This window comes from Agaricicola taiwanensis (genome assembly GCF_014635245.1).
GTDB classification, from domain to species: domain Bacteria; phylum Pseudomonadota; class Alphaproteobacteria; order Rhizobiales; family Methylopilaceae; genus Agaricicola; species Agaricicola taiwanensis.
In genome coordinates this window covers 895,926-915,548 of record NZ_BMCP01000001.1, presented here as the reverse complement: position 1 = coordinate 915,548, position 19,623 = coordinate 895,926, and the positions used below count along the sequence as shown (strand labels likewise).

23 protein-coding genes, 1 tRNA gene and 1 riboswitch are annotated in these 19,623 nt (G+C 63.4%); of the genes, 15 read left to right on the top strand and 9 right to left on the bottom strand.

Translation table 11 applies throughout. The features are described from left to right. Positions 1-31 precede the first annotated feature (31 nt). Both IEV58_RS04335 and IEV58_RS04330 read right to left on the bottom strand, forming a co-directional pair. Positions 32-274 carry a hypothetical protein gene (locus IEV58_RS04335; protein WP_188408446.1) on the bottom strand — a complete coding sequence of 81 codons (243 nt, stop codon included), beginning with the start codon at positions 272-274 and terminating at the stop codon, positions 32-34. A gap of 37 nt (positions 275-311) precedes the next feature. After that, positions 312-557: a hypothetical protein gene (locus tag IEV58_RS04330; RefSeq protein ID WP_229729176.1), complete on the bottom strand. Its 246-nt coding sequence runs from the start codon at positions 555-557 to the stop codon at positions 312-314. 248 nt (positions 558-805) lie between these two features. Between IEV58_RS04330 and IEV58_RS04325 the strand changes: the two genes are divergently transcribed. From IEV58_RS04325 to IEV58_RS04310, 4 genes are all read left to right on the top strand, one after another. Beyond that, positions 806-997, top strand: a complete 192-nt coding sequence (locus tag IEV58_RS04325) for a hypothetical protein (protein WP_188408445.1) — start codon at positions 806-808, stop codon at positions 995-997. Between the two features lie 114 nt (positions 998-1,111). After that, positions 1,112-1,501 carry a hypothetical protein gene (locus IEV58_RS04320; RefSeq protein WP_188408444.1) on the top strand — a complete coding sequence of 130 codons (390 nt, stop codon included), beginning with the start codon at positions 1,112-1,114 and terminating at the stop codon, positions 1,499-1,501. Between the two features lie 47 nt (positions 1,502-1,548). Beyond that, positions 1,549-1,812: a hypothetical protein gene (locus IEV58_RS04315; protein WP_188408443.1), complete on the top strand. Its 264-nt coding sequence runs from the start codon at positions 1,549-1,551 to the stop codon at positions 1,810-1,812. Continuing rightward, positions 1,809-3,464 (top strand): recombinase family protein, encoded by a 1,656-nt coding sequence (locus IEV58_RS04310; protein ID WP_188408442.1) that lies wholly within the window; start codon positions 1,809-1,811, stop codon positions 3,462-3,464. The genes IEV58_RS04315 and IEV58_RS04310 overlap by 4 nt, the downstream gene beginning before the upstream one ends. Here the strand turns inward: IEV58_RS04310 and IEV58_RS04305 are convergent. The 3 genes from IEV58_RS04305 to IEV58_RS04295 all read right to left on the bottom strand — a co-directional run bounded on the left by IEV58_RS04305 (position 3,435) and on the right by IEV58_RS04295 (position 6,421). Continuing rightward, positions 3,435-3,511: transfer RNA gene (locus IEV58_RS04305), tRNA-Arg, on the bottom strand. The genes IEV58_RS04310 and IEV58_RS04305 overlap by 30 nt on opposite strands. Before the next feature lie 53 nt (positions 3,512-3,564). Continuing rightward, positions 3,565-5,001, bottom strand: coding sequence for a sensor histidine kinase (locus IEV58_RS04300; protein WP_188408441.1), 1,437 nt, complete (start codon positions 4,999-5,001; stop codon positions 3,565-3,567). Positions 5,002-5,029: 28 nt separating this feature from the next. Further along, a complete protein-coding gene (locus tag IEV58_RS04295) occupies positions 5,030-6,421 on the bottom strand; it encodes an FAD-dependent oxidoreductase (protein ID WP_188408440.1) in 1,392 nt (463 codons plus the stop codon). A 194-nt stretch (positions 6,422-6,615) separates the two neighbouring features. Between IEV58_RS04295 and rpmH the strand changes: the two genes are divergently transcribed. The 8 genes from rpmH (at position 6,616) to thiC (ending at position 14,037) form a co-directional block, all read left to right on the top strand. Beyond that, positions 6,616-6,750, top strand: coding sequence for a 50S ribosomal protein L34 (gene rpmH / locus IEV58_RS04290; RefSeq protein WP_188408439.1), 135 nt, complete (start codon positions 6,616-6,618; stop codon positions 6,748-6,750). A gap of 11 nt (positions 6,751-6,761) precedes the next feature. Further along, positions 6,762-7,178, top strand: a complete 417-nt coding sequence (gene rnpA, locus IEV58_RS04285) for a ribonuclease P protein component (RefSeq protein WP_188408438.1) — start codon at positions 6,762-6,764, stop codon at positions 7,176-7,178. Beyond that, the gene (gene yidC, locus IEV58_RS04280) at positions 7,162-8,946 is read left to right on the top strand and encodes a membrane protein insertase YidC (protein ID WP_188408437.1); all 1,785 of its coding nucleotides are present in this window, start codon (positions 7,162-7,164) and stop codon (positions 8,944-8,946) included. Before rnpA ends, yidC begins: the two co-directional genes overlap by 17 nt. Positions 8,947-9,024: 78 nt before the next feature. Beyond that, a complete protein-coding gene (locus IEV58_RS18350) occupies positions 9,025-9,678 on the top strand; it encodes a CatB-related O-acetyltransferase (protein WP_188408436.1) in 654 nt (217 codons plus the stop codon). Next, positions 9,675-10,316 carry a ribosome biogenesis GTP-binding protein YihA/YsxC gene (yihA, locus tag IEV58_RS04270; RefSeq protein ID WP_188408435.1) on the top strand — a complete coding sequence of 214 codons (642 nt, stop codon included), beginning with the start codon at positions 9,675-9,677 and terminating at the stop codon, positions 10,314-10,316. The genes IEV58_RS18350 and yihA overlap by 4 nt, the downstream gene beginning before the upstream one ends. A 102-nt stretch (positions 10,317-10,418) precedes the next feature. Further along, entirely contained in the window at positions 10,419-11,315 is an 897-nt protein-coding gene (argB, locus tag IEV58_RS04265; protein ID WP_188408434.1) for an acetylglutamate kinase, read from the top strand. Next, complete coding sequence (locus IEV58_RS04260; RefSeq protein ID WP_188408433.1) at positions 11,287-12,003, top strand: pyrimidine 5'-nucleotidase; 717 nt, start codon at positions 11,287-11,289, stop codon at positions 12,001-12,003. Before argB ends, IEV58_RS04260 begins: the two co-directional genes overlap by 29 nt. Before the next feature lie 28 nt (positions 12,004-12,031). Continuing rightward, positions 12,032-12,151: riboswitch (TPP riboswitch) on the top strand. A gap of 65 nt (positions 12,152-12,216) precedes the next feature. Beyond that, positions 12,217-14,037, top strand: a complete 1,821-nt coding sequence (gene thiC / locus IEV58_RS04255) for a phosphomethylpyrimidine synthase ThiC (protein WP_188408432.1) — start codon at positions 12,217-12,219, stop codon at positions 14,035-14,037. Between the two features lie 28 nt (positions 14,038-14,065). Here the strand turns inward: thiC and IEV58_RS04250 are convergent, their stop codons facing one another. Both IEV58_RS04250 and IEV58_RS04245 read right to left on the bottom strand, forming a co-directional pair. Continuing rightward, positions 14,066-14,266 carry a hypothetical protein gene (locus IEV58_RS04250; protein WP_188408431.1) on the bottom strand — a complete coding sequence of 67 codons (201 nt, stop codon included), beginning with the start codon at positions 14,264-14,266 and terminating at the stop codon, positions 14,066-14,068. 17 nt (positions 14,267-14,283) lie between these two features. Then, positions 14,284-14,469 carry a hypothetical protein gene (locus IEV58_RS04245; RefSeq protein ID WP_188408430.1) on the bottom strand — a complete coding sequence of 62 codons (186 nt, stop codon included), beginning with the start codon at positions 14,467-14,469 and terminating at the stop codon, positions 14,284-14,286. A 206-nt stretch (positions 14,470-14,675) separates the two neighbouring features. Here IEV58_RS04245 and IEV58_RS04240 point away from each other — a divergent pair, with 206 nt between their 5' ends. From IEV58_RS04240 to dapE, 3 genes are all read left to right on the top strand, one after another. Next, positions 14,676-15,875 carry an MFS transporter gene (locus tag IEV58_RS04240; RefSeq protein ID WP_188408429.1) on the top strand — a complete coding sequence of 400 codons (1,200 nt, stop codon included), beginning with the start codon at positions 14,676-14,678 and terminating at the stop codon, positions 15,873-15,875. A gap of 63 nt (positions 15,876-15,938) precedes the next feature. Beyond that, on the top strand, positions 15,939-16,781 hold the full coding sequence (gene dapD, locus IEV58_RS04235; protein ID WP_188408428.1) for a 2,3,4,5-tetrahydropyridine-2,6-dicarboxylate N-succinyltransferase: 843 nt from the start codon (positions 15,939-15,941) through the stop codon (positions 16,779-16,781). Between the two features lie 5 nt (positions 16,782-16,786). Beyond that, positions 16,787-17,941: a succinyl-diaminopimelate desuccinylase gene (gene dapE / locus IEV58_RS04230; RefSeq protein ID WP_188408427.1), complete on the top strand. Its 1,155-nt coding sequence runs from the start codon at positions 16,787-16,789 to the stop codon at positions 17,939-17,941. On the opposite strand, the gene truA is transcribed toward dapE, so the two are convergent. Further along, positions 17,926-18,672 (bottom strand): tRNA pseudouridine(38-40) synthase TruA, encoded by a 747-nt coding sequence (truA, locus tag IEV58_RS04225; RefSeq protein ID WP_188408426.1) that lies wholly within the window; start codon positions 18,670-18,672, stop codon positions 17,926-17,928. The genes dapE and truA overlap by 16 nt on opposite strands. Further along, positions 18,672-19,601 carry a methionyl-tRNA formyltransferase gene (gene fmt / locus IEV58_RS04220; RefSeq protein WP_188408425.1) on the bottom strand — a complete coding sequence of 310 codons (930 nt, stop codon included), beginning with the start codon at positions 19,599-19,601 and terminating at the stop codon, positions 18,672-18,674. The genes truA and fmt overlap by 1 nt, the downstream gene beginning before the upstream one ends. Between the last annotated feature and the right edge of the window lie 22 nt (positions 19,602-19,623).

The following is a 19,623-nucleotide window of genomic DNA, read 5'->3' as shown; positions in this document are numbered from 1 at the left end:
TCAAGTATAGAACAAAATATGAACATCGAAGTCAATCACTATTGTTGAAGTCGCGGACGGCATCATTCTGTAGTTGCTGATAGATGGCAACAAGCGTGCCTTTCTCGATCTTTAGTGTGCCTTCCACCGGGTCCACGAAGAACGGTAGCTTTCTGTGGCCATGCGCATCACGGTCCGCTGCACGTTTCATCTGGCGCGGCGTCAGCTCGACGCCGATCTCAGCCAGCACCTGGCGGGCCTGCTCAAGCCCGATGTAACAGGGCGGCAGTTTCATGCCGCACATCCTTTCCTTCGTCCTTTCAGCCCGGCATTTAGATTTTGTATTCGTCGGCCGCTGACTGGTAAGGACCCTTTTTGGTCACGCGCGAAAGCACCTTGCCGCGCTCGTCACGCAGGACAACCTTCTCGCCGAATTCGTCGATGGGGTTTACGAAAACCGTTACGTTGCGCGAATGGCGCAGATTGTGTTCGTCTTCGATTTCTCCAAGAGCCTCAAATATAGCTTGCCGTACCTGAGCCATCGTCAGATCGCCCCGTACGCTGATCAAAATAGACACGTAAATCTCTCAAATAGTCTCTCCAATATAAGCCTATTTTAGCACGCGCGTTTCTCCGCCAGCAAACATTTCTGCGAAGATTGCAACGCCTTGCTTTGCGTTCGGCTGTTCCGGACGCAGCCCTCTCGTGCGCCGTGCAGGCCACTTTTCCCTTCTCTTCCGCAACCCGCCATCGGTCCTTCTGCCGATGATCTGTGTGTGGGGCTCAAAGGCCCCGATTGGCGGGGCCGCGAGAGAAAGGAAATGCGATGTCTCGCACCTACACCCTTCAAGACCTTCAAGCCCTGACCCTGTCCGAACTGCACGCACTGCGTGGCACGCTCTACCGCGAGCTGGCCCTGGCCCCTCCACACTCGGAGGACGCCCGACAGACCTTCGCCAGCCTCGATGCCGTAAACCGCGTCATCCGGCAGCGCGCGACTGGCCCACGAATGGGCTAGTCGGCAGGACGCGAGGTTTCCGCGTGGAACAGCTTGTGGCTGGCCTGCTACAAAGCCAGCACAAATGGCTCGATCGTAAAGGTTTCGGCTATGGCGAATCCAAAGATTACAATCATGATGCCGGACCCTTTCCAGCATTTTATCGCTGAAGGGCATGACCGGCTAGATCTCGAAAATGCCACGTCCGAGCAGACCACGGCGGCGTTTCAGGAGATCGTCAACCTCATGGCCATTCTCCTGTCCGGCCGCCATGGCCCGGACTTGGACGACCCGCGGTACCACCAGCAGATGGAAGACAGCTTCTTTGCCTGGGGCCATGGTCGCAAGGTCACACCCGAGGCACAGGCCATCGGCCGTGCCTTCCTCACCTTTCTCAAAGATGCCGTGCAGCGGCCTGGCTTTGAGCTCTTGTTTGAAGACACCCGACGCGGCGATGAATCAGCCGCGTTTGATCCCGGCGGCGGCTTGAAGGACCGACGCCATGACGATGACGGCCAGATCTAAGCCGTCATCGTGACTACCAAAACCAACCCCATCCAGAGGACGCGGAGATGCGCGGACGCAAGTCCAGCCATCGTGAATTGCTGCGCTCTGCTCCCAGCCGACAGGCTGGCAGCGGGGACAGTTCGCGCCCTGCGGTCATCTCAGACGACCTTGAGAATCTGCCCGTCACGCCAGAAGAGCTGGACGCTATCGAATCCTTCCTGATGCCGCAGATACTTCTCCTGCTGGAAACAGGCCGCTGCACAACAGACGACTCGAAACGGCCCAAAACGGATGAGATAGTGCCGGAAACTGAAGGGGCACTGTCATGAAGTTGCTCAACCGGACGAACCTGGAGGAGAAAGACGCGGCAACCGTGCGTGCTGCCCTCTACTTGCGAGTTTCCACCGGCCGGCAGGCCGAGAACGATCTCTCCATTCCTGACCAGCGCCGTCAGGCACAGGACTTCTGTAAGGCACGCGGCTGGCAGGTCGTTATCGAGTTCGTTGACGCGGGACTGAGCGGCACCGACGACCGGCGCCCCGAACTTCAGCGTCTTCTGGAACTTGCGGCGGGCGGGGACTCCCCTTTCGACGTCGTCATCGTCCATTCCTTCAGCCGTTTTGCCCGCGACCATTTCGCGCTCGAATACAATGTGCGCCGCCTGCGCAAGCACGGCGTCAAATTGGTCAGCATCACCCAGGACCTTGGCGATGACCCCATGAGCGTCATGGTCCGGCAGGTCTTCGCTCTGTTCGATGAATACCAGTCAAAAGAGAACGCAAAGCATGTTCTCCGCGCCATGCAAGAGAATGCCCGTCAAGGCTTCTGGAATGGCGCTGTCGCCCCGTACGGCTATGCCATCGTGGCTGCGGAGCAGCGGGGAGCAAAGACCAAGAAACGCCTCGCCATCGATGCCGTGGAGGCGGAAGTGGTGCGGCTCATGTTCAAACTGGCCCATGAAGGCAATGGCACGAGCGGCCCCCTCGGCGTGAAGGCCCTTGTCTCCTACCTCAATGAGCGCGGCTACCGCACGCGGCGCGGCGCGCGCTGGGGTATCGGCCCGCTGCACAGCCTTCTCACCAGCCCCACTTACAAGGGCGAGTATCGGTTCAACCGCAAAGTCTGGAAGACGAAGGAAGATAAGCCCATGGCCGACCAGGTCATGGTCGCGGTCGCCCCTATCATCGACCCCGCCTTGTTCGACGCCGTTCAGGCCCGGCTAAAGTCCCGCAATCCCAAACAGACGCCGCCTCGCGTCGTCACCGGCCCGATCCTCTTGACTGGCCTTGCGACCTGCGCCAGCTGTGGGGGCGGCATGACGCTGCGGACGGGCAAGTCCGGGCGCTATCGCTACTACACCTGCGCCACCTGCGCCCAGCAGGGAAAGTCTGCCTGCCCGGGACGGTCCGTCCCGATGGACAAGCTCGACAAACTGGTCACGGACCAGCTCAACGCCTCCCTGTTCACTCCGGAAAGAGTGCGGGCTCTCCTCGGCGGGCTGCTGTCCCGGCAGGCCTCGCGCAGCGAAGACCATGCGCAACGTCTCACGGCTCTACAGAACAAGGTTGCCGACTGCGAGAACCGCCTATCGCGGCTGTATCTGGCAATTGAAAACGGCATCGCCGACGCATCTGATCCAACGCTCAAGGACCGGTTGGCAGCTCTGAAAGGCGAACGCGATCAGGCTCGGGTAGCCAAAGACCGCGTTTTCGCCGAACTCCAGCCAGATACTCGCATCACCGAAGATAAAATCAACGCCTTCGCCGCCTTGATGCGCGAGAACGTGGCGAACGGTGCCATCCCGTTCCGCCGCGCCTACCTGCGCTCCGTCATCGATCAGGTCGAAGTCGATGACACGGAAATCCGCATCCACGGACGGCGCGACGTTCTGGAGCGGCTTGTGATGGGTGGAGGGGCTACTCCGGCAGGAGTGCCCAGTTTTGTTCGTAAGTGGCGCGCCCGAAAGGATTCGAACCTCTGACCCCCAGATTCGTAGTCTGGTGCTCTATCCAGCTGAGCTACGGGCGCGCAGCGCGGTGATCCGCGTTGGTGCGCCTGATTAATCGGTCAGCGCGCGCATTTCAAGTCCGAGCTCGCTTCCTTTCGCGCGCATGTGCGGCAAGATCGAGTGGACGGTCGGGAATAACAATGCGGAAGGTGGCGCCGAGCGTGCCCTCCACAAGACGGATTTCGCCGCCATGAGCGCGGATAATCTCGTGAGAAATGACCAGTCCGAGGCCCGTTCCGCCCTGCCGCGTCGAGCCGTGGAAGGCCTCAAAGAGATGTTGCCGTGCTTTTTCCGACAGGCCGGGGCCGGTATCGGAGACTTCGATGATCACAAGGCCGCCCTCGCGCCGTCCGGAAATGCGGATCTGATCACGCGCCGGATCAAGGTCGCCCTTGGATTCCAGCGCCTGCACCGCGTTGCCGGTGAGGTTGACAAGCACGCGGAAGAGCTGGTCCGGATCGGCATCGATCTCAAGACCCCTCTCAATGGCGCTGATCCAGGCGATGCCACTGGGGCGTCCTAGTGTCACAGCCTCCTCGGCATCATCGACGACATCGGACAGGAGCACGCGGGCGCGCTCCGGCGTCCGCTCCTGGGCCCGGCCATAGGCGAGCACCGATCGGCAATAATCCACCGCGCGCTCGATGGTGCTGAGAAGCTTGGGCGCCACGCGCCGCACCATGGGATCGGAGGAATCCTCCAGACGCTCGGAGAGGAGCTGGGCCGAGGCCAGAAGGTTGCGCAGATCGTGATTGATTTTCGACACGGCAAGGCCCAGCGCCGCCAGGCGTGCCTTGCTTTGCAACTGTCCGCGAAGCTGATGCTGAAGAGCTGCAAGTTCGCGCTCGGCGATGCCGATCTCGTCATCGCGATCCGAGCTTTCGGCGATACCCTCACCCTCGGGGTCGGAACGGAAGCGCGTCATGCTGCCGGTCAGATGTCGCACCGGCCGCACGATCATGCGGTCAAGGTAGACGTAGAGCATGGCACCGGTGATCGCGGTAATCAGCAGCGAAACAAGCAACAGATTGACCGAGAAGTTCAGCATGGCCGCCTTCAGGGCGGATTCCTCGAGCACGGCTTCGACGAATTCGCCCCGATCCGCGGCTCCCACCACACGGATGGTGCGGCCTGGTGGCGCCAGCAAGGTGCCGAGCGCTTCCGGAATCGCTGTCCAGAAGCGGGATTCACGCAGGTCGACCAGTTCAGAGGCCTCCTCCGGCGTGTCGGAGATGGCAAGGAGCTTGCGTGCACCGCTGAGCTTCAGCGCCACCGCCTTCGCGCCCACGCTGTGCAGGAGCTCACGCGTCAGCGCGGGCGAGACCATTTCAGCGGGTGCGGCCTCAAGAACGAGCGCAACAGAACGTGCGCGGCCGAGACGGTCCTCAAGCCAGCGCTCGCGATAGTTGGCAATCGCAGGCACATAGATCAGGATTTCCGCCACCATCACGAAGAGGATGGTGAGGCCGAGAAGCTTTCCGGAAAGGCCCAACCTCGGGAAATTCCTCATGATACTCCATCACCGGAGTTGCGCGCCGTTATCCGAGGCGCAGAAATCTGATGATGCGTTGCACTCTCGGGTTCGTCAAATGTTCGACCTGCAGCACCGCTGCGGCCTGACGTCCGAGATCGCTGAAAGCCGGATAGGTTGCGAGCACGTCCGCGACCTCGGCCAGCGATCGGCGATGTTTTACGGCAGCGGCCCATGTATGGATCAACTCTCCGGCGCCATGCCCGACGATCGACACGCCAAGAACACGTGTCCTGGCATCGGTGACGATGCGAATATGGCCGCTGGTAGAGGCTTCGGCCTGCGCGCGGGCGTTGTCATGATAGGGCCAGCGGAAGATCCTGATGACACCGGCCCGGCGGTGCGCTGCTTCTTCATCCAAGCCAACGCTGGCGTAAGGAGGGTCGGTTGCTATCAGATATGGCAGGTGCTCATCAGTCCGGCGCGCCGGCTGCCGGAATATGATGTTCCGGATCACGATCGCCGCGTCGGCGGCTTCGGCGGCGGGATTTCCGGCCGTGGAGCCGATGGCAAAGACGCGGCGGTTGCTGGTGCGCAGCCTCTGATCGACCTCGATCGTCCTGTCATCATGCCGGACACCGGCCAGATCGAGACGCAGCGCTTCGATCTCCTGCGATGTTTCCGCTTCCACCAAAAGATGGCCGGCGGTCAATTGCGTGCCATCCGCCAATTCGGCCTTGATGCCGCTCTTCTCCAGCCGGACCGAGGCGACGGCGGCCTCATGAAACATGACGCCGTCGCGGCGGCAGCTCGCCAGGATGGGTTCGCGCCATTCAACGGCGAGATCGGCAAGCGGGGATGCCCCCACGATGGCGACCCGGGATCCCAACTGCGCAAAGGCCTGAGCAAGTTCGATCGAACGAGGTCCCTGCCCCAGGATCAGCAGCCTCTTTGGCATTTCCTCGAGCGTCATGACGCAGTCAAGCGTCAGATGGGGTGTCTCCGAGAGCCCCGGCACCGGCGGCAGCAGCGCGCGAACACCGGTGGCCAGGATAAAGCGGCGCGCCCTGATGGTGTGACTGCCCGCCTGAACCGTACGGTGATCAACGAAGGAGGCATCAGCGGCGATCACCTGAACCCCGAGCGCTGTCAGGCGCGCCGCGCTGGTGTTTGGCGCCAAGGCCTCGGCCGCCTGCGCGACATGGGCCCTCACCGCCGGCCAATCCACCTTGGGAGCGGACGAGGAGATACCGAACCGCCGCGCCGTCCGCACCACATGGGCCCGGGCGGCCGCGGCGAGGAATGCGGCGTGTTCCGTCTGGGCCTGTGCACCACGCCCGACCTCGCCCCGTTCCACAAGAACGGTGGGTATGTTCATGGCGGCTAGGGCGAGGGCCGCTGTCGTGCCCGCAGCGCCGCCGCCGATGATGCAGACGTCTGGTGTCAATAAACCGCTCATGCCCCGCCCTGCGTTTCCTGTCGTCTTTGTCTCGCCTCGCACATGACCTCCTGTCATGCGTTGACGAAACCTCCGGCTGTCCCTTATAAGCCCCCGACATCGGGCGTCCGCGGAAGTGGCGGGCGCCCTCCTTATGTTTGACAGCTTGTAACGGCGCGCGCGACAGCCCGCGTTGACGCCGACGGAGACGACCCGTGAAACGCACCTATCAGCCGAGCAAGCTCGTGCGCAAGCGCCGCCACGGCTACCGCGCCCGTATGGCGACCAAAAACGGCCGTAAGATCATCGCTCTTCGCCGCGCCCGCGGACGGAAGCGCCTGTCGGCCTGACGATAACGACCGTGCGGGACCCCTCAGAGGCCCCGCGGCTCGATCGCTTGAGACGGCGCGCGGACTTCAAGGCCGCTTCCAGCGGCAGGCGCGCCCATGCCGACCTCCTGACGCTTCAGGCCCGCGACCGCGCTGACGGCGTGTCCCTGATCAGGCTCGGCTTCACCATCACGCGCAAAGTCGGAAATGCCGTCGAGCGGAACCGCATCCGGCGCCGGCTGCGCGTGGCGGTGCCTCGCGTCGCGGATACAAATGCGCGTCCCGGTCATGATTATGTGATCGTCGCACGGCGCGGTCTTATCGACGCACCGTTTGAAACCATGCTTTCAGACCTTGCAGCCGCCTTCGCGCGCGTTCACAAGAACGGCGCTGGACGGGCCAAAGCCGTACATCCACGGGAAGACAAGAGTGATGACCCACAATCGTAACTTCATCATCGCCATCGTGCTGTCGATCGGCGTGCTCGTTGGATGGGAATATTTCGTCGGGACACCGACGCGTGAGGCCGCGGTTCAAGACACGCCGGCCGATTCCGTTACCGCCGGACAGCCGGGCCAAGGCGCCCAGCCGCAGACGCCCGCAACCACACCGCAGGTAACACCCGCCATCGCGCCCGCCGCGAGCCGCGAAGAGGCGCTTGCCCGCAGCCAGCGCATCACCATCGACACGCCGCGCGTTCGCGGTTCCGTCGCGCTCACGGGTGGCCGCATCGATGATCTGGCGCTGAAGGATTATCGCGAGACGGTAGACCCCTCCAGTTCCAACATCGTGCTGCTCTCACCGGTTGGCAGCGCGCATCCCTATTATGCCGAATTCGGCTGGGTGGGCTCGCAGGGGGTGCCGGCCGATGCATTGCCGAGCGCGTCAACCGTATGGACGCAGGAAGGCTCGGGCACGCTGACCCCGGACACCCCGGTCACGCTGACCTGGGATAACGGGCAAGGCCTCACTTTCCGCCGCGAGATTTCCGTCGACCGCGATTACCTGTTCACCGTCAAGGATAGCGTCACCAACAACGGTGCCGCCGCGGTTCAGCTCTTCCCCTATGCGCTGGTGTCCCGCCACGGGCTGCCGCAAACGGCCGGCTATTACATCCTGCACGAAGGCATGATCGGCGTCCTCGGCGATCAGGGCCTGCAGGAGGTGAAGTACTCGGACTTTGAAGACCAGAAGGCCTTCACCTACCAGTCGAACAGCGGCTGGCTCGGCATCACCGATAAATATTGGGCAGCGGCGCTGGTGCCCCCCCAGCAGGACTTCACCGGCCGCTTCATCACCGGCACCGCCGGCGGAACTCCGACCTATCAGGCCGATTACCTGATGCCGGCGCAGGATATTGCGGCCGGCGCGACGGCCGAAGTCTCCACCCGCCTGTTCGCCGGCGCGAAGGAAACCAACATCCTCGACCGCTACGAGAACGAGCAGTCGATCCCCCGCTTCGAGCTGATGATCGACTGGGGCTGGTTCTACTTCATCACCAAGCCGATGTTCTATGCCATCGACTTCTTCTTCCACTTCTTCGGCAATTTCGGCATCGCAATCCTCGTCGTGACCGTGATCGTCAAGCTCATCTTCCTGCCGCTGGCCAACCAGTCCTACAAGTCCATGGCGAAGATGAAGATGGTGCAGCCCGAAATGATGAAGATGCGGGAGCGCTATAAGGACGACCGCGTCAAGCAGCAGCAGGAGATGATGGAGCTCTACAAGCGGGAGAAGATCAATCCCGTGGCCGGCTGCTGGCCCGTGCTGATCCAGATCCCGGTGTTCTTCGCGCTCTACAAGGTTCTGTTCGTCACCATCGAAATGCGCCACGCGCCCTTCTTCGGCTGGATCCGCGATCTGTCCGCACCGGATCCGACGACGATCTTCAACCTGTTCGGCCTCATCCCCTGGGATCCGCCGACCTTCCTGATGATCGGCATCTGGCCCATCATCATGGGCATCACGATGTTCCTGCAGATGCGCATGAACCCGACGCCGCCCGATCCGGCGCAAGCCATGATCTTCACCTGGATGCCGGTGTTCTTCACCTTCCTCCTGGCATCCTTCCCGGCGGGTCTCGTGATCTACTGGTCGTGGAACAACTTCCTGTCGATCCTGCAGCAGGGCCTGATCATGAAGCGCCAGGGCGCCAAGATCGAACTGTTCGACAATCTGAAGGGCATATTCGATCGAAAGAAGAAGACGCAGAGCTGAGGGCGCTTGAGGCGAGGCTGAATGCCTCGCTTCTCATGCCTGCCTCGTCGACTGTTTCGCTGACAAGGAGGCACGCCCATGCACGGCCCCGATTCCGACACGCTTCACCCGGTGCCGGAGCATTCGCGGATCGTTTTTCTGAAGCCTCTGGCGGAAGGTCGCGGCAATGTCGGCGTCGGGGCGTACAGCTACTACGATGACCCCGATGCGCCGGAGGCCTTCTTCGAGCGGAATGTGCTCTATCATTTCGACTTCCTAGGAGACCGCCTGGAGATCGGCGGCTTCTGCGCGATCGGCACCGGCGCCCGCATCATCATGAACGGCGCAAACCATGCGATGGCCGGTTTCTCGACCTTTCCGTTCAACATCTTCGGCAGGGGCTGGGAAGCCGGTTTCGACATCGCCAGCTACACGGCGAATGTGAGGGGTGACACCGTCATCGGCAACGACGTGTGGATCGGCGCACGGGCCACCATCCTGCCGGGCGTGCGCATCGGCGACGGCGCCATCATCGGCACAGAGGCGGTGGTCGGATCGGACGTTCCGCCCTATGCCATCGTTGCCGGCAATCCGGGCCGGGTGCTTCGCACGCGGTTTGATCCCGCCACGATCGATGAACTGCTTTCCATCGCCTGGTGGAACTGGCCTCCGGAGACCATTACAGAACATCTTGCCGCCATCCGGGGCGCGAACATCGCCGCTCTCAGGGCGGCACGGAACCAGACACCATGATCGAAACGGATCCCCTGACCGAAGCCGGTCGCAAGCTCTTCGCCCGCCCCTGCACCTTCATGAAGGGTTCGGTGAAACTCGACCAGCTGCCACCCATGGAGGGGCTGGAGATCGCTTTTGCCGGCCGGTCCAATGCAGGGAAGTCCAGCCTCCTCAACGCGCTGACCTACCGGAAAACGCTGGCCAAGGTGTCGAACACGCCCGGCCGGACGCAGGAGATCAACTTCTTCGACCTCGACGGCGCCCTGAAGCTTGTCGACCTGCCGGGCTATGGTTTCGCCCAGGCGCCTGAGGCAAAGGTCAAGGCCTGGACCCGGCTGATCCGCTCCTACCTTGCAGGCCGCGCCAATCTCGCGCGCATCTTTGTCATGATCGACTCTCGGCACGGGCTGAAAACCGCCGATACCGAGATCCTCGACGAGCTGGACAAGGCCGCGGTGTCGTACCAGATCGTGCTCACCAAGACCGATCAGCTGCGCCCGGCGGAACTTGATGCGCGCCGCGAGACGGTGCTGCAGCAGCTGTCGCGACGGCCGGCGGCCTATCCGGAGATTGTGGCCACCTCATCGCGCACCGGCGACGGCATTCCCGCGCTTCGGGCCTCCATCGTGCGTCTAATGACCGAGCTTGGCGCCTGAAAAGCGCCGATGCCGTCGACAGTTTGCGAGCGGGGGTCTTTTCCCTGACGCATTCGGGGGCTAGAAACAGCTCGAATTCCCGCTCCCGCCACAGGTTGCCTCATGCCCGACATCACCCTGCCCGACGTTCAGACCCAGGCTGAAACCCTCGTCCAGGCGCTGCCGCACATGCAGCGCTACGACCAGGAGATCGTGGTGATCAAATACGGCGGCCATGCCATGGGCGACCCGGCGGCAGCCGAAGACTTCGCCGAGGACGTGGTGCTGCTGGAGCAGTCGGGCGTGAAGCCCATCGTGGTGCACGGCGGCGGCCCCCAGATCGGCAAGATGCTGGAGAAACTGGGCGTCAAATCGGAATTCGCGGCAGGGCTCAGGATCACGGACAAGGCCACCGTCGAGATCGTGGAAATGGTGCTGGCGGGCTCCATCAACAAGCAGATCGTCGGCACCATCGCAGCCGAGGGCGGCAAGGCCATCGGGCTTTGCGGCAAGGACGGCGGCATGGTCACGGCGCGCAAGGTCTCGCGCACGGTGGTCGATCCGGATTCCAACATCGAGAAGATCGTCGACCTCGGTTTCGTCGGGGAGCCGGAGACGGTCAACCGCACGGTGCTGGACGCGGTGCTCAATGCTGAGATCACGCCCGTTCTGGCGCCGGTCGCCATCGGCCGCGACGGCCAGACCTATAACGTCAATGCCGATACCTTCGCGGGTGCCATCGCCGGGGCCATGAACGCCAAGCGCCTCCTTCTCCTCACCGACGTTCCAGGCGTCCTCAACAAGGACAAGGAGCTGATCCCAGAGCTCACCGTGGACCAGTGCCGCGACCTCATCGCCGACGGCACCATCACCGGCGGCATGATCCCCAAGGTCGAGACCTGCATCTATGCGCTGGAACGCGGCGTGGAGGCCGTGGTCATCCTGGATGGCAAGGTGCCCCATGCCGTACTGCTCGAACTCCTCACGGATCATGGCGCCGGAACCCTCATCCGGCGCTGAGCCGCGCTCCTTCAAGACGGTCGAGGCCTGGATCTTCGACCTCGACAACACGCTCTATCCGCCGTCGAGCCGGCTGTTCGAGCTGATCGACCAGCGCATGTCGCTGTTCATCGCCGACCGCTTCGGCATCGACGGCATATCCGCTCGCGCGCTGCAGAAGCACTACTACCGTAAGCACGGCACGACCCTGCGCGGTCTGATGACGGTCGACGGCATCGATCCGCATGAGTTCATGGATTTCGTCCATGAGATCGACCATGGCCGCATCACCGCCAATCCGGCATTGGCGCTTGCCATCGAACGGCTACCCGGCAAGCGCTTCATCCTCACCAATGGATCGGTGAAGCACGCGGAAGATGTCGCGAAGGCCATCGGCATACGCGATCTTTTCGATGGCATCTTCGACATCGCCGCCGCCGATTTCGTACCCAAGCCGGAAAGCGTGGTCTATGAGCGTTTCCTCGCGCATTTCGGCGTGGCGCCGGAACGTGCGGCCATGTTCGAGGATCTCGCCCACAACCTCATCGTGCCGCACCAGCTGGGCATGACCACCGTTCTCGTGACACCTGATGGCGAGGACGTTTCGGAACGCATGCGCCATGCCGAAGACGCGGTGAAGGGTCCGCATGTGGACCATGTGACCGACGATCTGACCGCTTTCCTGGAAGAGATCCTGCTGAACCGTTGACAGCGTCGCCCAAGGGGCGGATGCTTCCCGCTATTCCGAGGGGGGCCCCGTGAAGGGGCTGAGATACCGACGGTCCATCAGGACGCCGCGGTGACCCTTAGAACCTGATCCGGGTCATACCGGCGAAGGGACGGACACCGCGCACATCCAAAAAAGCGCACCGCGATTCGCTGACGCCCGGATTTCCTGCAGTCTATTGGAGGAAATCCACAAATGAACATTCATCAGAAGCCCCCCTCTCCCAAAAGCGTCACCACCGGCGCCATCAGCGGTTCCCGCAAGGTCTTTTCCAGCCCGGAGGGTCGCCCCGACATCCAGGTGCCCTTCCGAGAGATCGCACTCGACCCTTCGGCCAATGAAGAGCCGCTCCGCGTCTATGATACCTCTGGGCCTTTCACCGATCCTGAGGCCATCATCGATCTCGCCGCAGGCCTTCCGCAGGTGCGCGAAAGCTGGATCCGGGCACGCGGTGCCGTTCCCGCCACGCCGCGCGCGGTGAAGCCCGAGGACAACGGCAATGTCTCGGCGGACAAGCTGGTGGCACCCTGCCCCGCCGAACGCCAAGTGCTGGAAGCGCCCCAGGGCACGCCCATCACCCAGTTCGAATTCGCCCGCGCCGGCATCATCACCGAGGAGATGATCTATGTGGCGCATCGGGAGAACCTCGGCCGGGCGCGCATGCTCGAGGGCGCCGAAGAACGCCTTGCTGATGGCGAGAGCTTTGGCGCGGAGATCCCGCCCTTCATCACGCCCGAGTTCGTGCGTTCCGAGATCGCCCGCGGGCGGGCCATCATTCCGGCCAACATCAATCATCCGGAGATCGAGCCCACCATCATCGGCCGCAATTTCCTGGTGAAGATCAACGCCAACATCGGCAATTCCGCCGTCACCTCCAGCGTGGCGGATGAAGTGGAGAAGCTGGTCTGGGCCATTCGCTGGGGTGCCGATACGGTCATGGACCTCTCCACCGGCCGCAACATCCACAACATCCGCGACTGGATCATGCGCAATTCGCCCGTCCCGATCGGCACGGTGCCGATCTACCAGGCGCTTGAGAAGGTCAATGGTGACCCGGTGAAGCTCGATTGGGAGGTGTTCAAGGACACGCTCATTGAGCAGGCCGAGCAGGGCGTCGATTATTTCACCATCCACGCTGGCGTGCGCCTGCCCTATGTGCCGCTGACGGCAAAACGCGTCACCGGCATCGTCAGCCGCGGTGGCTCCATCATGGCCAAATGGTGCCTGGCGCATCACCGGGAAAGCTTCCTCTACGAGCGCTTCGACGAGATCTGCGACATCATGCGCAAGTACGATGTCTCGTTCTCACTGGGCGATGGGCTGCGTCCCGGCTCCATCGCAGACGCCAATGACGCCGCACAGTTCGCCGAGCTGGAGACGCTGGGCGAGCTCACGAAAGTCGCCTGGGACAAGGGTTGTCAGGTGATGATCGAGGGGCCCGGTCACGTGCCGATGCACAAGATCAAGGTGAATATGGAAAAGCAGCTCGCCCACTGCGGCGAAGCGCCGTTCTATACGCTTGGACCGCTCACCACCGACATTGCGCCCGGTTATGATCACATCACCTCGGCCATCGGCGCGGCCATGATCGGCTGGTTCGGCACCTCGATGCTCTGCTACGTGACACCCAAGGAGCATCTGGGCCTGCCCAATCGCGATGACGTGAAGACCGGCGTCATCACTTACAAGATCGCCGCGCATGCGGCCGATCTGGCCAAGGGCCACCCTGCGGCGAAGCTTCGCGATGATGCCCTGTCACGCGCGCGCTTCGACTTCCGCTGGGAAGACCAGTTCAACCTGTCGCTCGATCCGGACACGGCACGCTCGTTCCACGACGAGACCCTGCCGAAGGAGGCTCACAAGGTGGCCCACTTCTGCTCCATGTGCGGACCGAAGTTCTGCTCCATGAAGATCACCCAGGACGTGCGGGACTATGCCGACAAGCTCGCCGGCATGGAGGCGAAATCCGCGGAGTTCAAGGAGAAGGGCGCCGAGATCTACATCCCGGCGCCCTAAGAAGGTGGCTCGTTGAGTGGAGGTGGCCTCAGGAGCCACCTCCTTTTCGCTCGGCGTCATGGGTGTGATGGCTGTCCTTCTCGCCACCGCCGCCGGATACCTTGCTGCGCTGGCGCGCATCGCTGTCCGCGGCTCCTTTCGGGATGTCGAGCGGTGCCTTGGCATTCTCATGGGATGCGCCGGGACCGCCCTGCCGGATCGTGTTGGGCGATTTGGTTGATGTCGACATCTCTCTCTACCCTCCGATCAGCGATCCTGCTGGTAGCCCTGGTTGGTGGTGTTCTGCTTGATGTTTCCCTGGCGGCCTTGCTCTGCGAGGTTCTGCGTACGGACCTGCCCCTTCTGGGTATCATCGGTGGAGGTCGTCTGCGGCTGTGCCGGCCCCTTCTGGTTCGCGTTTTCGGGCGGCACCGGTGGAGCTTTGCTGCTCATGTCTTCCTCCTCGTTGTTTCAAGGACAACGAGCGGCGGCAGGAGCGGTTCCGGAAATCTTGACTTCGCGGCACCCCATCACATTTCGTCATGGACCAGATCACAGCAGGGCGATTTCCTCGCGCTCCGGGTCGCGATATGGTCCGCCGCCATTGTTGACAGTTCATCGCTTTCGGGTGCCTCCGGCAGTCCCAGGCGGAGGTTGAAGTGAGTGAGATATCCGCAGCAGCGCTGCCCTACCGCGACGGCCGTGTCATCAGCCTGATCGGCGGCGCCCATTTTTCCAGCCACTTCTTCCATCTCGTGCTGCCTCCGCTGTTTCCGATCCTTCGAACGGAGTTCGGCGTCGGCTATGTCGAGCTCGGATTCATCATGTCCGTGTTCTTCACCACCTCAGGCTTCGGCCAGGTGGCGGCGGGCTTCGTGGTGGACCGCTTCGGTCCGCATCGGGTCCTCTGCATAGGAATCGCGCTTCTCGGGCTGTCCATGGTGATTGCCGGCCTTGCCCCGTCCTACTGGTTCTTCCTGCCCGTCGCCGTCATTGCCGGGCTCGGCAACAGCGTGTTCCATCCGGCTGATTATTCCATCCTCACGGCGCGCGTGACACCCAGCCGCATGGCACGCGCCTATAGCGTTCACAACATCGGCGGAAGTCTCGGCTGGGCCGCCGCACCTGTGGTGGTGCTGGCTCTGTCCGGCGCCTTCGGCTGGCGCACCGCGCTCATCATCATCGGGCTTGCCGGCCTGGTCTTCGCCGCTCTCATCCTGTCCGAGCGCAACTATCTTCATGTGCAGAACAGTCATGCCGCGCCGACGAGCGCAGGCGCGCCGGCCATCGCCTTGCTGTCACGCCCGATCCTCATCTGCTTCGCTTATTTCGCGATGGTTGCCCTGGCCATGTCCGGCGTTCAGAGCTTCCTGCCGACACTTCTGCCGAAGGTGCAATATGTCTCGCTGACCCTGGCGGCGCTGGCGACCACCCTCTATCTCGTTGGCAGTGCCGTCGGCGCTCTCGGCGGCGGCATTCTTGCCGACAAGACCCCCAACCATGACCGTATCATCGCGGTGGGTCTGTTTTTCGCAGGATTCATGCTGCTGGCCATCGGCTATCTGCCGCTGCCGGTGCCGCTCGTCTTCCTCTTCGTGATCCTGGCCGGTTTTGCCGTGGGCTCCACAAGCCCATCGCGCGACATGATGGTGCGGGCCGCAACACCTCCCGGCTCCACCGGCAAGGTCTTCGGCTTTGTCTACTCGGGGCTTGATCTCGGCTCGACCCTGGCACCGCTCGTCATCGGCGGCATTCTCGACCATGGCGAGCCCTCCAGCGCCTTCGCCTTCGTCGCAGTCGCGCTTCTGGGTGCGGTGGCTGTTGCCTTCGGCATCAAGACCCAGGTTCGCAAGTCTTGACAGCAGGCCTCGTCCCGGACACACCGACGCCTGATCTTTCCTGTTGTTTTCCGAGGACCTCCCATGACTGACGCGAACCTGCAATCAACCATCGACGCCGCATGGGAGGCACGTGCCGATATCTCCGCCAAGACGACCGGCGAGGTGCGTGAGGCGGTGGAACAGGCCCTGGCGCTTCTGGACAGCGGCAAGGCGCGTGTTGCGGAGAAGGTTGGGTCCGACTGGACCGTCCATCAGTGGCTGAAGAAGGCCGTGCTGCTGTCGTTCCGCCTCAACGACATGGTCACCATCAGCGGCGGCCCCGGCGGCTCCTCATGGTGGGACAAGGTCGCCTCCAAGTTCGACGGCTGGACCGACAAGGAGTTCAGCGCCGCCGGCTTCCGCGCCGTACCCAATTGCATCGTGCGCCGCTCGGCCTTCATCGCGCCGGGCGTGGTGCTGATGCCTTCCTTCGTCAACATCGGCGCCTATGTTGACAGCGGCACCATGGTGGACACCTGGGCGACCGTCGGTTCCTGCGCCCAGATCGGCAAGAATGTGCACATCTCCGGCGGCGCGGGCATCGGCGGCGTGCTGGAGCCGCTGCAGGCCGGCCCCGTCATCATCGAGGACAACTGCTTCATCGGCGCCCGCTCGGAAGTGGCGGAAGGCGTGATCGTGCGCGAGGGGTCGGTGCTCTCCATGGGCGTCTTCCTCGGCGCCTCCACGAAGATCGTGGATCGCACGACGGGCGAGACCTTCATCGGCGAAGTGCCCGCCTATTCCGTCGTGGTTCCCGGCGCGCTGCCGGGCAAGCCGCTGGCCGACGGCACGCCCGGCCCGAACCTTGCCTGCGCCGTCATCGTGAAGCGGGTGGATGAGAAGACCCGCTCGAAGACATCGATCAACGAACTCCTCAGGGACTGAACATCATGGCCGGCGAGGTGAACGTGCTTACGCTGGCCCGCGATCTCCTGCGCTGCGCCAGCGTAACGCCTGATGAGGGCGGCGCCATCGCCCTGCTGGCCAGCGTGCTGGAACAGGCCGGTTTCTCCGTACACCGCCCTGTCTTTTCCGCGCCGGATACACCCGACGTCGAGAATCTTTATGCCCGGATCGGAACAGAGGGACCTGTTCTCGTGCTGGCGGGACATACCGATGTGGTTCCGCCGGGCGATGAGGCCGGCTGGACCCACCCGCCGTTTTCAGGTGACGTGTCCGATGGAAAGCTCTGGGGGCGCGGCGCCGTAGATATGAAGGGCGGCGTCGCCGCCATGGTTGCCGCGGCCCTGTCACAGGTCCGCAAGGGGCCCTTCCAAGGGTCCATCGTCTTCCTCATCACCGGCGACGAGGAAGGCCCCGCCATCAACGGCACGAAGAAGCTGCTGTCCTGGGCACAGGAGAAGGGCGAGCGTTTCGACCATTGTCTGCTCGGCGAGCCGACCAGCGTCGGGGCCATGGGGGATACGCTGAAGATCGGGCGCCGCGGCTCCTGCACCGGCCGCCTGACGATCCACGGCAAGCAGGGGCACGTCGCTTATCCCGAGAAGACACAGAACCCCATCCGCGCGGCGCTGCCGGTTCTCGCCGCGCTCATGCAGCCGCTGGACGAGGGCAATGAGCATTTCCAGCCGTCCAACCTGGAGGTGGTCAGCGTCGACGTCGGGAATCCGGCTTCCAACGTGATCCCCGCCAGTGTGACGGCGCTTTTCAACGCCCGTTTCAACGACCTCCACACGCTGACCTCCCTGGAGGCGCTCTTGCGTGCCCGTGTTGCGAAGGCGGCCGGCGGGATCCCATTCGAGCTCACCTTCGCATCCAGCAATTCGGAAGCCTTCCTCACCGCGCCGGGCCCCTTTGTCGACCTGCTGCAAAAGGCTGTTGAGGCTGAGACGGGCCGGATGCCGCAGCTATCGACCGGCGGGGGTACATCGGACGCCCGCTTTATCAAGGACTACTGTCCCGTGGTTGAACTTGGCCTTGTCGGGACCACCATGCATCAGGCGGACGAACATGTGCCGGTGGATGAGCTGGAAGCCCTGACGCGGCTCTACAGCCGCATCCTGGAGCTCTACTTTTCCGGATAGTCGACGCTCATGAAGCAGAGCCCCGCGGCTGGCGCGGTCGGTCCGCAGGCCTTGCGGTCGGCCGCCTCAAGCGCTGCGCGCAGATCCTTGGCGGTCCACTTGCCCTCGCCGACGAGCTTCAGCGAACCGACCATGGAGCGCACCTGATTGTGCAGGAAAGAGCGCGCTTTCGCCCGCACCACCACCATTTCGCCCTCGCGGCTGACGTCGAGACGATCAAGTGTCCGCACCGGCGAATTGGCCTGACACTCGGAGGCGCGGAATGTCGTGAAGTCGTGGCGGCCAAGCAGGACCTTTGCCGCCTGGTGCATGGCCTCATGGTCGAGCCTGACCGGTACGTGCCAGACCCGGCCGCGATCAAGAGCGGGCGGTGTGCGGCGATCGAGGATCAGATATTCATAGGACCGGGCGGTGGCCGAGAAGCGGGCGTCGAAGTCGTCCTCGACCTTGTCGGCCGCCAAGATCACCACGCCGGCCCCGCGGAGATGGGCATTGGTGGCATCGCGTACGGTATCGGTTCGCCAATCCTTGACGATGTCGACATGTGCGACTTGTCCGCGTGCGTGTACGCCGGCATCGGTGCGGCCAGCGCCGCGGATCTTCACATCCTCGGCGGTAAAGGCCGCGATGGCGGCTTCAATGGCGCCCTGAACGGAGGGCCCATTCTCCTGGCGCTGCCATCCGGAAAAGTGGGTGCCGTCATATTCGATCAGGAGCCTGTAGCGCGGCATCAGCCGAAGCTCGTGCCAAGGGCAAGACGCGCGCCGCGCTGGAAGTCGTCCCAGGCCATGGGGCCTTTGCCGGCGCGCTGCACCTGCAGCAGCTTCACCGCGCTCGCGCCGCAGGCGATATCGCCTGCTTCCGACAGAAGCGTGCCGGGCGCGCCGCCCCCCATGCCGGCCGCGCTGCGCAGGATCTTCAGCCGCTCCGGCCCCTTGCCGAGATCGGCTTCGCACCAGGCTCCGGGGAAGGGGCTGAGGCCCCGGATATGATCGTGGATCTCCGCCGCCGGCCGCTGCCAGTCGATCCTGGTCTCGGCATTGGTCAGCTTGGCGGCATAGGTGACGCCCTCCTCCGGCTGAGGGCGGAAGGTCAGGCCGCCGCGCATGACGGCGCCGAGGGCGCGGTGCATCAGATCGGCGCCCAGGCGCGCAAGACGGTCGTGAAGATCGCCGGCGGCGTCATCGCGTCCGATCTCGATCCGCTCCTCCATGGCGACGGGGCCGGTGTCAAGGCCCTCCTCCATCTGCATGATGCCGACGCCCGTTTCGGCATCTCCGGCCATGATGGCGCGGTTGATGGGCGCCGCGCCGCGCCAGCGCGGCAGAATGGAGGCATGAAGATTGAGACAGCCGTGCGCGGGAGCGGCGAGCACCGGCGGCGGCAGGATAAGGCCATAGGCCACCACCACGGCCACGTCGGCACCATGGCTTGCGAAGATCTCCTGCGCATCGGCATCGCGCAGTGTCTTCGGCGTGAAAACCGGGATGCCGAAGCCATCCGCGAAGCGGTGCACGGGTGTCTTGGTCAGCTCCATGCCGCGCCCGGCGGGCTTGGGCGCACGCGTATAGACCGCGACGACATCGTGGCCGGTGCCGATGATCTCGGAGAGCGTGGGAACCGCAAAATCCGGCGTTCCCATGAAAACGACCCGAAGCATGTTGAAGCCCTTTCGGAGCGCT

Bases quoted from the DNA above. Each gene is read 5' to 3' on its own strand.
- IEV58_RS04315 (WP_188408443.1), top strand. From the start codon at position 1,549: ATGCGCGGACGCAAGTCCAGCCATCGTGAATTGCTGCGCTCTGCTCCC.
- IEV58_RS04325 (WP_188408445.1), top strand. From the start codon at position 806: ATGTCTCGCACCTACACCCTTCAAGACCTTCAAGCCCTGACCCTGTCC.
- truA (WP_188408426.1), bottom strand. From the start codon at position 18,672: ATGCCGCGCTACAGGCTCCTGATCGAATATGACGGCACCCACTTTTCC.
- argB (WP_188408434.1), top strand. From the start codon at position 10,419: ATGCCCGACATCACCCTGCCCGACGTTCAGACCCAGGCTGAAACCCTC.
- IEV58_RS04245 (WP_188408430.1), bottom strand. From the start codon at position 14,469: ATGAGCAGCAAAGCTCCACCGGTGCCGCCCGAAAACGCGAACCAGAAG.
- IEV58_RS04320 (WP_188408444.1), top strand. From the start codon at position 1,112: ATGATGCCGGACCCTTTCCAGCATTTTATCGCTGAAGGGCATGACCGG.
- dapD (WP_188408428.1), top strand. From the start codon at position 15,939: ATGACTGACGCGAACCTGCAATCAACCATCGACGCCGCATGGGAGGCA.
- IEV58_RS04295 (WP_188408440.1), bottom strand. From the start codon at position 6,421: ATGAGCGGTTTATTGACACCAGACGTCTGCATCATCGGCGGCGGCGCT.
- IEV58_RS04300 (WP_188408441.1), bottom strand. From the start codon at position 5,001: ATGAGGAATTTCCCGAGGTTGGGCCTTTCCGGAAAGCTTCTCGGCCTC.
- dapE (WP_188408427.1), top strand. From the start codon at position 16,787: ATGGCCGGCGAGGTGAACGTGCTTACGCTGGCCCGCGATCTCCTGCGC.
- yidC (WP_188408437.1), top strand. From the start codon at position 7,162: ATGACCCACAATCGTAACTTCATCATCGCCATCGTGCTGTCGATCGGC.
- thiC (WP_188408432.1), top strand. From the start codon at position 12,217: ATGAACATTCATCAGAAGCCCCCCTCTCCCAAAAGCGTCACCACCGGC.
- fmt (WP_188408425.1), bottom strand. From the start codon at position 19,601: ATGCTTCGGGTCGTTTTCATGGGAACGCCGGATTTTGCGGTTCCCACG.
- IEV58_RS18350 (WP_188408436.1), top strand. From the start codon at position 9,025: ATGCACGGCCCCGATTCCGACACGCTTCACCCGGTGCCGGAGCATTCG.
- IEV58_RS04310 (WP_188408442.1), top strand. From the start codon at position 1,809: ATGAAGTTGCTCAACCGGACGAACCTGGAGGAGAAAGACGCGGCAACC.
- yihA (WP_188408435.1), top strand. From the start codon at position 9,675: ATGATCGAAACGGATCCCCTGACCGAAGCCGGTCGCAAGCTCTTCGCC.
- IEV58_RS04250 (WP_188408431.1), bottom strand. From the start codon at position 14,266: ATGTCGACATCAACCAAATCGCCCAACACGATCCGGCAGGGCGGTCCC.
- IEV58_RS04335 (WP_188408446.1), bottom strand. From the start codon at position 274: ATGAAACTGCCGCCCTGTTACATCGGGCTTGAGCAGGCCCGCCAGGTG.
- IEV58_RS04260 (WP_188408433.1), top strand. From the start codon at position 11,287: ATGGCGCCGGAACCCTCATCCGGCGCTGAGCCGCGCTCCTTCAAGACG.